The sequence below is a fragment of the Mesoflavibacter zeaxanthinifaciens DSM 18436 genome, assembly GCF_000422365.1.
Taxonomy (GTDB): Bacteria; Bacteroidota; Bacteroidia; order Flavobacteriales; family Flavobacteriaceae; genus Mesoflavibacter; species Mesoflavibacter zeaxanthinifaciens.
On record NZ_AULQ01000002.1, the window covers coordinates 320,586 to 332,483 of the forward strand.

Consider the following 11,898-nt stretch of genomic DNA (forward strand, 5'->3'; position numbering starts at 1 on the left):
AATAGTTAGTTTTATTAATGAAGAAAGAAGAAAATATTAAAGTAGGAATTTCAATTGGAGATTTAAACGGGATCGGCTCAGAAATTGTTCTAAAGATTTTTGAAGACGCAAGAATGTTAGATTTTTGTACTCCAGTAATTTTTGCTTCAATTAAAACAATGAGTTTTGTAAAAAAACATTACAAAATAGATATCAATCTTAATGGCATTAATCATATTAATCAAGCAGTGATAGGTAAAGTTAATGTGCTTAATTGTTGGAAAGAAAATGTTAACATATCCTTTGGAAAAGAAGATAAAACCATAGGAGAATATGCTATAAAATCTTTACAAAAAGCTACTAAAGCTTTAAAAAGTGACGAAATAGATGTGCTTGTAACAGCACCAATAAATAAAAGTAGTATACAATCAGATACTTTTAAATTTCCTGGACATACAGACTATCTTAATCAAGAGTTAGAAGGTAACAGTCTTATGTTTATGGTCAATGGAGGATTAAGAGTAGGATTGTTAACAGATCATGTACCTGTTAAAGATGTATCTAAACATATAACAACAAAACTAATTGAAGATAAAATAAATACAGTACACGATTCTTTAGTTAAGGATTTTAAAATTAATAAACCAAAAATTGCCGTATTAGGTATTAATCCACATACAGGAGATAATGGAGTTATAGGAAATGAAGATGATAAAATTTTACGACCAGCATTAAAGAAAATTAAAGAAAAAGGTAAGTTAGTCTTTGGGCCATACGCTGCAGATAGTTTTTTTGGTTCTAATAATTACCAAAATTTTGATGCAATAATAGCATCATATCATGATCAAGGTTTGATACCATTTAAAACGCTTTCGTTTGGTCAAGGTGTTAATTATACAGCGGGATTAAACAAGGTAAGGACATCTCCAGATCATGGAACTGCTTTTGAAATAGCAGGAAAAGGACAAGCAGATATAGGGTCTTTTAAAGAAGCTATTTTTACGGCAATAAAAATTTTTAATAACAGAAATGAGTACGCAGAAATAAGTAAAAATCCTCTACCTTTCTCTAAAAAAAAGATATAAACAAAAAAATGTTTATAAGTCTTTATAAATAAGAAGATTTTTGTATATTTGCAGGCTCAAAATAGATGTGAGAATGAAGCAATTAAAAGAATTTACAATACAGTTTGTAGGTTTAAAAGAAGGAAAACATCATTTTGATTATAAAATAGACCAAACGTTCTTTGATCATTTTGACTATGAAGAGTTTAACTCTAGTAATATAAATGTAGATGTTACTTTAAATAAAAAATCTACTTTATTAGAATTTCATTTTGAAGTTTCAGGAGATGTAAACGTAAACTGTGATGTAACTAATGAACCTTATGACCAACAAATATCAAACACCTTTGATTTAGTTGTAAAATTTGGAGAAGAATATAACGATGAAAACATTGATATATTAATAGTGCCACACGGTGAGTATGAAGTAAACATACAGCAATACATTTATGAAACTATTGTGCTAGCAATACCAAGTAAACTAGTGCATCCAGGAGTAGAAGATGGAACATTAGACTCAGAAATACTCAAAAAGTTAGAAGAATTAAGTCCAAAATTAAAAGATAAAAAAGAAAAAGAAGACGAGATTGATCCTCGTTGGAATACATTAAAAAAACTATTAACGGATAAATAATAATATAAAATGGCACATCCTAAGAGAAAAATCTCGAAAACTAGAAGAGATAAGAGAAGAACGCATTACAAAGCAACTGCGCCACAAATTGCAACTTGCCCAACAACAGGTGAAGCTCACTTATATCACAGAGCTCACTGGAGTGAAGGAAAATTATATTACAGAGGTCAAGTATTAATAGACAACTCAGTAGAAGAAAACGTAGCATAATTTATTATGCACGCATATAAGAAACGCTCACTTGTGAGCGTTTTTTTTATGAAACGCTTTTCTTTACGTTAAAAACGTTTTACTTTGCGTCAAATTAGTTCAAAAATGACTAATTTAGCTTAATTTAAGTCATTTTTGTCCCGTTTTGGGTCTTTTAATGACCAAATTATATAAAAATATGAGCAAGATTACTGCTGCAATAACTGCTGTTGGTGCTTATGTACCAGAGTTTGTATTATCAAACAAAGTCTTAGAGACTATGGTGGATACAAACGACGAATGGATTACCACAAGAACAGGAATTAAAGAACGTAGAATTCTTAAAAAAGAAGGCAAAGGTACCTCTTACCTTGCAATAAAAGCTGCACAAGACTTACTAGAAAAAAGAAATCTAGATCCCAAAGAAATAGACTTAGTTATCGTAGCAACAGCTACGCCAGATATGCCAGTTGCATCTACAGCAGTATATACTGCAACACAGATAGGCGCAACAAATGCTTTTGCATACGATTTGCAAGCAGCATGCTCTAGTTTCCTTTATGGCTTATCTACAGCAACAAGTTATATAGAGTCTGGACGATACAAAAAAGTTTTATTAATAGGAGCAGATAAAATGTCTTCTATAATAGATTACACAGATCGTGCTACATGTATCATTTTTGGAGATGGAGCAGGAGCTGTTCTATTAGAACCGAACGAAGAAGGTCTAGGATTTCAAGATGAATATCTTAGAAGTGATGGTACCGGAAGAGAATTCTTAAAAATTGAAGCAGGAGGATCTATATTACCTACCTCTCAAGAAACACTAGATAACAAACAACATTTTGTACACCAAGAAGGACGTACAGTATTTAAATTTGCTGTAGCAAATATGGCAGACGTTTGCGAAAAAATTATGCAGCGTAATAACCTATCCCATGAAGATGTTTCATGGTTAGTACCACATCAAGCTAACTTACGTATTATTGATGCAACAGCAAATAGAATGAATCTTGATGAAAGCAAAGTGCTAAAAAATATCTACAGATACGGTAACACTACATCAGCAACATTACCATTATTACTATACGACTTTGAAAAAAAGTTAAAAAAAGGAGATAACTTAATTTTTGCTGCTTTTGGAGGCGGATTTACATGGGGCTCAATTTATTTAAAATGGGCTTATAACTCTTAAACTAACTAAAACTTAAATTAATAACTTAATAATTATGGATTTAAAAGACATTCAAAACTTAATTAAATTTGTAGCAAAATCTGGCGCAAGTGAGGTTAAATTAGAAACAGATGATGTTAAAATAACTATCAAAACTGGATCAGATACAGAAACTACAATTGTACAACAAGTGCCAATGCAAGCACAAATGCCTGTACAGCCAATGCAACCAGCACCAGCTGCAGCACCTGCACCAGTTGCTACAGAAGCACCAGCTGCACCAGCAGAAGACTCTAAATATATAACTATAAAATCTCCAATCATAGGAACATTCTACAGAAAACCATCTCCGGATAAACCATTATTCGTAGAAGTAGGTCAATCTATAGCAGAAGGAGACGTATTATGTATTATCGAAGCTATGAAGTTATTTAACGAAATAGAATCTGAAGTGTCAGGTAAAATCGTTAAAATATTAGTAGATGATGCTTCTCCTGTAGAGTTTGATCAACCACTTTTCTTAGTAGACCCATCTTAATTTAGATTATTAGATCTGTTCAAGTTTCATCTTAAAAATTTGAACTATCAATAATCCTATTGTCTAATTATCTAATTCAATAAAGATGTTTAAAAAAATATTAGTTGCCAATAGAGGTGAAATAGCACTGCGTGTTATTAGAACCTGTAAAGAAATGGGCATAAAAACAGTAGCTGTATACTCTAAAGCAGACGAAGACAGTTTACATGTAAAATTTGCTGACGAGGCTGTTTGTATTGGTCCAGCACCAAGCAACGAGTCTTATCTAAAAATGTCAAACATTATTGCAGCTGCAGAAATAACAAACGCAGACGCTATACATCCAGGATACGGGTTCCTTTCAGAAAACGCAAAATTCTCTAAAATCTGTGAAGAGCATGATATTAAATTTATCGGTGCTTCAGAAGAGATGATTAATAAAATGGGAGACAAAGCTTCTGCAAAAGCAACAATGAAAGCAGCAGGAGTACCTTGTGTACCAGGTAGTGATGGTGTTATCGAAACTTTTGAAGACTGTAAAAAAATAGCAAAAGAAACAGGTTATCCTGTTATGCTTAAAGCTTCTGCAGGTGGAGGAGGAAAAGGTATGCGTGCCGTTTGGAAAGAAGAAGACCTAAAAGACGCTTGGGATTCGGCTAGACAAGAATCTAAAGCTGCATTTGGAAACGACGATATGTATATGGAAAAACTTATCGAAGAACCAAGACATATCGAAATCCAAGTAGTAGGAGATAGTACAGGTAAAGCATGTCACTTATCAGAAAGAGACTGTTCTGTACAACGTCGTCACCAAAAGTTAACAGAAGAAGTACCTTCGCCATTCATGACCGACGAGTTAAGAGATAAAATGGGTAAAGCAGCCGTAAAAGCTGCAGAATACATTAGCTACGAAGGTGCAGGAACTGTAGAGTTTCTTGTAGACAAGCACAGAAACTTCTACTTTATGGAGATGAATACGCGTATACAAGTAGAACATCCAATAACAGAACAAGTAATAGATTTTGATTTAATCCGAGAGCAAATATTAGTTGCTGCAGGAGTACCAATTTCAGGTAAAAACTATACGCCTAATTTACACTCAATAGAGTGCCGTATAAACGCAGAAGACCCTTATAATGATTTTAGACCTTCACCAGGAAAAATCACAACACTTCATGCGCCAGGAGGACATGGTGTACGTTTAGACACACACGTTTATGCAGGTTATAGTATACCGCCAAACTACGATTCTATGATTGCAAAATTAATTACCACTGCACAAACACGTGAAGAGGCAATTAATAAAATGAAACGTGCATTAGACGAGTTTGTAATAGAAGGTATCAAAACCACAATTCCATTCCATAGACAATTAATGGACCATCCAGATTACCTATCAGGTAACTATACCACTAAATTTATGGAAGATTTCAAAATGGAAAAACCAAAAGAAGATTAAAAAAATAAAACTCCGAAAGTAATTTCGGAGTTTTTTTATGGTGTTACCCTTTGTTGTTAAGTCAACAAACGGTCAGGCTATTCGTTATATCTTTTTTTCATACTTCAAAAAAGGATGCCACTACTATCCTTAACACAAAGCCAACAACAGTACTAAAAATTAAGTACATTTACATCACTTAATCTTTTACTTATTTTTTTGTGAACTTTAGCTATTGGGAAATAAAATCATGGTTAACCAACGTAGACTTTACTATTGTTGGCAGTGGTATTGTAGGTTTAAGTTGTGCATTACAATTAAAAAAAACATATCCTAAAGCAAATATTTTAATCCTTGAAAAAGGAGTTTTACCAAATGGCGCTAGTACTAAAAACGCAGGATTTGCATGCTTTGGTAGTTTAAGCGAAATTTTAGACGATTTAAATACACATACTGAAGCAGAAGTTCTACAATTAATAAACAAACGCATAAAAGGCTTAAAACTATTACGACAAACCTTAGGAGACCATACCATAAATTATCAAGCTTTTTGTGGTTACGAGCTGTTTACAGAAAATGACAATCTATTTGAAAATTGCCTATCAAAAAAAGATTATATCAATAAGCTGCTAAAGCCAATATTTAATGCAGAAGTGTTTAGCTTAAAAGACAATATATTCAATTTTAAGAACATAAAAAAGCAATACATATTTAATGCTTTTGAAGGTCAAATAGACACCGGGAAAATGATGGAAGCACTTCTTCAAAAAGTACAATCTAAAGGAATTAAAATTTTAAATAGTATTACTGTTGAAAGTTTTTCAGAAAATCAAGATTCAGTTAAAGTAAAAACCAATCAGTTCGAGTTTTTAACCTCAAAATTATTGATAGCTACCAACGGTTTTGCTTCACAATTAAACATTCAAAATGTAAAACCAGCACGAGCGCAAGTATTAATTACAAAACCGATAAAAGATTTACATATAAAAGGTACGTTTCATTTAGATCAAGGCTATTATTACTTTAGAAATATTAATAATCGCATCCTTTTTGGAGGTGGACGTAACCTAGATTTTAAAACCGAAGAAACTACCGAGTTTGCGCAAACAAAACTCATTCAAAATAAATTAGAAACACTTTTAAAAACCACGATTTTACCCGAAACTAACTTTGAAATTGATCACCGTTGGTCTGGTATTATGGGTGTTGGTAAACAAAAAAACACTATAGTAAAACAGGTTTCTAATAATGTGTTTTGTGGTGTTAGACTTGGTGGAATGGGCATAGCAATTGGAAGTTTAATAGGAAAAGAATTAGCAGATTTAACCCAAAATTAAGCAATGAAAAGAGTCTTTCGGTTTTTACTAAAATGTTGTGTTTGGTTTGTAATTTTAACTGTATTATGGGTTGTAATTTATCGTTATGTACCAATATATTATACACCGTTAATGGCTATTCGCTCTTTAGAAAACACAGAAAAAACCTCAACATTTAAACATAATTGGGTAGATATTGAAGATATTTCAATTCACCTACAAAAAGCTGTAATTTGTAGTGAAGATCAAAAATTCGTAAACCATAATGGTTTTGATATAGAAGCGATTGAAAAGGCTTACCAAAATAATAAAAAATCAAAACGAATAAAAGGCGCAAGTACCATAAGCCAACAAACCGCAAAAAATGTATTTTTATGGCCAAACAGAAGTTGGTTACGTAAAGGTCTAGAAACTTATTTTACGTTTTTAATAGAAAAACTATGGTCTAAAGAGCGCATTTTGGAAGTGTATCTTAACAGCATCGAAATGGGTAATGGCGTTTACGGCGCAGAAGCAGCGTCACAACATTGGTTTGGGACTTCGGCAAAAAGATTAAATATCAATCAATCGGCTGCAATAGCTGCAATTTTGCCAAACCCAAGACGCTATAAAGCACAACCTGTAACAAGTTATATTTCGGCAAGAAAACAATGGATTATCAAACAAATGGGTTTTTACGGACCATTAAAATTTCCTAAGAAAGACGATGAAAACCCAAAACATTAAAACCCAATTATTACAGCTTTGTAATCAAAGTTTAGAGACGCGTTTACAGAGTGTTTTGGCGGTTATTGAAGATATAAAACAAAGTCTGCAAAGTGAAACAAAGAGTAGTGCAGGAGATAAGCACGAAACAGGACGCGCCATGTTGCAATTAGAACGGGAAAAAGCAGGACACCAATTAGCTGAAATTGAAAAAACGAAACAAATTCTGTCTAAAATTAACACCGAATTAACCTCTAAAAACATTGGTTTAGGTAGTGTTGTTTTCACTACAACATCTAATTACTTTATTAGCATTAGTGCTGGTGAAATTAAAGTTGAAAGTGAAGTTTTTTACGCTATTTCGGCAAATACACCAATTGGTCAATTACTTCTCGGAAAATCGGTTGGTGATAAAGTAACTTTCAGAAATATGTCTTTTAAAATTACAGAGATTTTATAATTAAAAAAGCAGACCACCATATGTTAGTCCACTTTTTTCCTTTCTAAGATTTATTTCTTCTTCTTTTCTCTCTTTTTACACGCCAAGGTGCATTTTTTTGCCAATCGCCTGCCATAATACAACCGTAAGGAAGTACCTCATCAATGACATTTCCTAAACCGTATTCCTCCATTTGGTTTCTAACGGTTTGAGCATTTTTATAAGCGCTTGGTAATTCGGTAATATCAATTTCTTTAGAGAAAAACCTAACATCTAATCCGCGTGTTTCTTCCTTAAAAATTTGCATAATGCTTCCCGTTTTGCTCTTTCTATGTTGTGTACGGCTTACGTTTCTACCAGCACCATGTGGCGCAAAACCTAAATTGGTTTTGGTAGTGGCACCATCAACAATTAATACAGGCTCAGACATATTTAAAGGTATTAATCTTGGACCTGTAATATCTGGCATAAACTTAGCATCTAAAGGTGTTGCGCCTTTCGCATGGTAAAATAAATCGCCATCTTTAAATACAAAGTTATGCTCGTTCCAGTAACGGTTTTCAATAGCAATTTCTAAACTTTCTGCAACCGAATTATGAATCACCTCATGATTGGTTTTTGTCCATTGTCTTATGGTCTGTAAAGCTTGCCAATAGCCTTGACCTTCTTCTGTATCAAAAGGAATCCATGCGTTTTGTTTTAACGTTTCTGGTGATAATATTTTTCTAAAACGTTCGGCTATTTTCATACCTTTTGTATACAATCTAGCACCAGGACCACGTGATCCGTGATGCGTTACCAACATAGTGTTTCCTGTTTTTTTAGAGGTACCAACAAACAAGAAATGGTTACCATCGCCTTGAGTTCCTAAATGAGCTCTTGCGGCTTGGATCATTTGTTGGTCTTTTAAGAAATAATTGTTTTCAAAAGCTTCTAATAGTTCTTTCGGAAATCTAAATTGCGTATTTCTATCGCGTCCGCCAGGACCAAAATGTGTATTAGCATGTGCTGCGTTTAGCACGTCTTTTGGGTTGACTTTTCCAAAGTCTGTTAGCATGACCGAACAACAAATATCTGCACTATGCATACCTGGATGAATAGCATTTTTAGCTACTGCAACGCCGCCAACAGGAATGGTTCCGTCTGGTCCCGTTGGGCAAGCATCTGGCATAATAGCACCATTGACTAATGTTGGTGTTTTCATTAAGGTTTGCATCGAGTTAATGACTTTAGAAACGTTATCTTCTTCTAACTCGTTTTCTGCTTTTATGTTAATTGAAAAGTCTAAAGGTTTACTATGTAGTGGTAATGGATCTGGTAACTTGTATTGCTCTAAATAACTTTGTAAAGCATTGCCTTGTAATTGGTTTTCGTTGATGTAAATCAATGCTTCTTGCATCCATTTGCCTTGTCTGTAACCTAAATTGATTAAGTCTTTTCCGGTTATTTTTGTGTTTGTTTCCATTGTTTTATTTCCCACGTTGGTGATAATGTTTTTTTCTTTTATCTTTCAATTTAACGAGATTCTTCGCTGTCGCTCTGAATGACATTACAAATATTATAGTGTATTACGCAATGTTTTTGCGTTTTTGTATTTTTTTATTTAACAAAATGCTTATTGGTTTAGCCCGCGTAAGCGATTGAAGTGGCATCCTTTTGCTTGCAAAAGATATAACGTAAAGCACGACCACGCCACTAAAAGCGTGGTTACGCCCAAAAAATTACTTGTTTACCGAAAAAATATCTTTTAATTGCTCGATCACGTTTCCGTTTCCGGCTATAGTGATTTCGCCAATTTTATCGGCTATTTTTTCTACGTATTCCATTTCTTTTAATTTGAACAACATGCTGTTGTCTTCCATTAATTTTGCGGTATTTAACAAGCTACGTGTCGATGCGGTTTCTTCGCGTCTTGTAATTACGTTGGCTTGCGCTTTTTTCTGTGCAATTAATACTTGGTTCATGATGTCTTTCATGTCGCCTGGTAAAATTACATCGCGCATACCGGCATGTAATACGTTTACGCCTAACTTGCTGGCTTGCGCTTTTACGTCTTCTAGAACTGCTTTTGCTATTTGGTCTTTTTGCTCTAACAATTCGTCTAAGGTGTAAGCGCCAACGTATGCTCTTAAGGCTAATTGCAAGCTTGTGTACAATTGTTTTTCGTAATCTTTATTTTGCATTAATGCCGTTTCGATATCGATTACTTTGTACTGTGCGTAAAAGTTAATACGTACCGCTGCTTTGTCTTTGGTTAACAACTCTTGACCTGACACTTCTAATTGTAACTGACGTAAATCTGCTTTTGCGATTTTTATAGTTTGATTGTTTCTCCAGAAGTGGTATGTACCGTGATCTAAGATTTTATCGAACTTATCGTCTACAATCATAATGGCTTTTTCGTATGCTGCTACTTCGAAAGCGCGTATGTATTGTCTTAATTGCATATTGGTGTATAATGACTTGCTGATGTTTTCTGTGATTTCGATTTTACTTAAATCTACAGTAACAAATTTATAGTCTACCAACGTGTTCCAAAAGGTGTATTGACCAGCGGTTAGCACTTGCTTAAAGTTGTTGTACGTGTAAACTAAAACAATTTGATTGTCTTCTACATTTACAACGTGTAACATGTTGGCTAAAGCTTGGTCTTCTAGTAAGATTTCCAATGCTTTAGGCGCATTAAAAGCTGTAGTTAAGCTGTATGTTATAACGCTTTCGTTAAAGCCTAACCAATGTGTACCACTAGTAATTACGCGTTTGTAATCACCGTTTTTAAATACTAAACCTACGTTTCCTGCATGAATTCTTACTCTCTTCATGATTTCTAATTATTATGTTCTGATTGCATTATTTTTTAAATATCAGAACGGTTATACATTTATAATAGGATTTTCAAGCTTATGCTGAAAATGATCTATTCTTAGTTAAAGCAAAATAAAAGTTAACCATCTTTCTTACTACGGAAATACTACGGTTTTATAGCGCTTTACATAATGTTTAGTAGATGATTTTTAAATGTTTACACCGAAAAAATTTCAATGATTTGATTTAAAAATGAATCTTTAAAAGATTACCCAAAGTGACTTTAAATACATTAGTATTTCAAGGTGTTGTCTAGACTGCTTTTTGTAAAAATTACATAAGCTAGCCAACTTATACTTTGCTTTTGTTTTTAGAGCCATTTTTTACGTGATGGCAACACTGGTGGTCTATTTTTACAAGTGACCTTCTTGATCAAAAAAGATGGATTAAAGTCCATTTTCAAAACTGTAACCTAAATACAGCGCGTTTACCAATTTCGCCACAAGACCGTTAGATCTTGGTAGGATTCGAACCTACAATTTGAATCTATTGCTTAACCGCTAAGCTACTTCCCGTTAGAGAAGACAGGATTCGAACCTGTGTACATAGATGGGATTATTTATTTGGTCAAATAACCTAAAAACCTTCAAGCCAAGTTGAACATAAATACCTAATGCGAAACTGCAAGGATTTATACAATAGTGCTATACAGAAACACTTAACAAGACTTACTTGATATTTTAATTGTCTGAGAGATAGGATTCGAACCTACAACCTCTCGCTTCCAAAGCGAGTAAACCAACCATCGTTATCCTCTCAGTTATGTTTAAGAACTTTTATTAAGCTTCACCAGTTCCTTCGACTGGTGAAGCGCTGCTTTAAAAGTCTGATTCCAAAAGACTTTTTGTTATCTACTCTGCAAATATTTTACGCTATTGCGCAATATTTTTGCGTAGTTTAAAATTTATTTTTTCTTCTTCTTTTTCTTGTCTTTTTTGCTCTTTTTCTTCTTAGAGGCTTTTTTCTTTTTAGGTTTTATTTTGTCTTTAATCCTAGATATTTCATTATCTATATGACTTATAAAATCTCTATTGTAACCAAATGCTTTTGCTGTTTTTAATGCTTTTATGGCTTTTTTGTATACTGTTTGATACTCTAAAAGCATACCTTGATAATACCAGATTAAGCCTTTATCTATGCCTTTAACGGTTAGCGCAAAGTCTATTAAATTTTGAGCTTCTTGATAATCGTCGTTCCAGATTAGTACTAAAATGTATTTATCATAAACCTTATGAAAATCCATTTTATTAGCTAAAGCTTCTGCAAAATAGTGCTTGGCTTTTTCATAGTCGCCTAATTGTTCTGCTTGTAATTGTCCCATTAAATACAAAGCGTAAGCGTTGTTACTTTCGTAAGACAAAGCGTAGTTTAGGTTTTCTACGGTTTCTTCTAATTCGTATGGATAAGCATCTATAGCTTTAAGCACGTAGTTGTTTAACAAATTCGTGTCCATTGTTTTATGTTTTTTTAATTCTGAATTAAATTCAGTGATATTTTTTAAAATCAATTAAAATGAGATGCTTCGTCAAGCTCAGCATGACATTCTGTTTTTATTTTAATGTTTCGGGGAAATGTTTT

At 33.3% G+C, this 11,898-nt stretch carries 12 protein-coding genes and 1 tRNA gene; 9 read left to right on the forward strand and 4 right to left on the reverse strand.

What is annotated here, in order from left to right:
• The first annotated feature begins 17 nt into the window (after positions 1 to 17).
• The 9 genes from pdxA to H574_RS0104305 all read left to right on the forward strand — a co-directional run bounded on the left by pdxA (position 18) and on the right by H574_RS0104305 (position 7,476).
• A complete protein-coding gene (pdxA, locus tag H574_RS0104265) occupies positions 18 to 1,064 on the forward strand; it encodes a 4-hydroxythreonine-4-phosphate dehydrogenase PdxA (protein WP_027879372.1) in 1,047 nt (348 codons plus the stop codon).
• A 73-nt stretch (positions 1,065 to 1,137) separates the two neighbouring features.
• Positions 1,138 to 1,677, forward strand: coding sequence for a YceD family protein (locus H574_RS0104270; protein ID WP_027879373.1), 540 nt, complete (start codon positions 1,138 to 1,140; stop codon positions 1,675 to 1,677).
• 9 nt (positions 1,678 to 1,686) lie between these two features.
• Positions 1,687 to 1,887, forward strand: coding sequence for a 50S ribosomal protein L32 (gene rpmF, locus H574_RS0104275; RefSeq protein ID WP_027879374.1), 201 nt, complete (start codon positions 1,687 to 1,689; stop codon positions 1,885 to 1,887).
• A gap of 178 nt (positions 1,888 to 2,065) precedes the next feature.
• Complete coding sequence (locus H574_RS0104280) at positions 2,066 to 3,061, forward strand: beta-ketoacyl-ACP synthase III (protein WP_027879375.1); 996 nt, start codon at positions 2,066 to 2,068, stop codon at positions 3,059 to 3,061.
• 34 nt (positions 3,062 to 3,095) lie between these two features.
• The gene (gene accB / locus H574_RS0104285; protein WP_027879376.1) at positions 3,096 to 3,578 is read left to right on the forward strand and encodes an acetyl-CoA carboxylase biotin carboxyl carrier protein; all 483 of its coding nucleotides are present in this window, start codon (positions 3,096 to 3,098) and stop codon (positions 3,576 to 3,578) included.
• Between the two features lie 85 nt (positions 3,579 to 3,663).
• Entirely contained in the window at positions 3,664 to 5,016 is a 1,353-nt protein-coding gene (gene accC, locus H574_RS0104290) for an acetyl-CoA carboxylase biotin carboxylase subunit (protein ID WP_027879377.1), read from the forward strand.
• Between the two features lie 200 nt (positions 5,017 to 5,216).
• Complete coding sequence (locus tag H574_RS0104295) at positions 5,217 to 6,332, forward strand: NAD(P)/FAD-dependent oxidoreductase (protein ID WP_027879378.1); 1,116 nt, start codon at positions 5,217 to 5,219, stop codon at positions 6,330 to 6,332.
• Between the two features lie 3 nt (positions 6,333 to 6,335).
• Complete coding sequence (mtgA, locus tag H574_RS0104300; protein WP_027879379.1) at positions 6,336 to 7,037, forward strand: monofunctional biosynthetic peptidoglycan transglycosylase; 702 nt, start codon at positions 6,336 to 6,338, stop codon at positions 7,035 to 7,037.
• Positions 7,018 to 7,476 carry a GreA/GreB family elongation factor gene (locus H574_RS0104305; protein ID WP_027879380.1) on the forward strand — a complete coding sequence of 153 codons (459 nt, stop codon included), beginning with the start codon at positions 7,018 to 7,020 and terminating at the stop codon, positions 7,474 to 7,476. Before mtgA ends, H574_RS0104305 begins: the two co-directional genes overlap by 20 nt.
• Before the next feature lie 43 nt (positions 7,477 to 7,519).
• Here H574_RS0104305 and H574_RS0104310 read toward each other — a convergent pair whose 3' ends face one another.
• The 4 genes from H574_RS0104310 to H574_RS0104320 all read right to left on the reverse strand — a co-directional run bounded on the left by H574_RS0104310 (position 7,520) and on the right by H574_RS0104320 (position 11,773).
• Positions 7,520 to 8,920: an RtcB family protein gene (locus tag H574_RS0104310; RefSeq protein WP_027879381.1), complete on the reverse strand. Its 1,401-nt coding sequence runs from the start codon at positions 8,918 to 8,920 to the stop codon at positions 7,520 to 7,522.
• Between the two features lie 256 nt (positions 8,921 to 9,176).
• A complete protein-coding gene (locus H574_RS0104315; protein ID WP_027879382.1) occupies positions 9,177 to 10,277 on the reverse strand; it encodes a slipin family protein in 1,101 nt (366 codons plus the stop codon).
• A gap of 730 nt (positions 10,278 to 11,007) precedes the next feature.
• A tRNA-Pro gene (locus H574_RS14630) sits at positions 11,008 to 11,080 on the reverse strand.
• Positions 11,081 to 11,224: 144 nt separating this feature from the next.
• The gene (locus H574_RS0104320) at positions 11,225 to 11,773 is read right to left on the reverse strand and encodes a hypothetical protein (RefSeq protein WP_027879383.1); all 549 of its coding nucleotides are present in this window, start codon (positions 11,771 to 11,773) and stop codon (positions 11,225 to 11,227) included.
• Between the last annotated feature and the right edge of the window lie 125 nt (positions 11,774 to 11,898).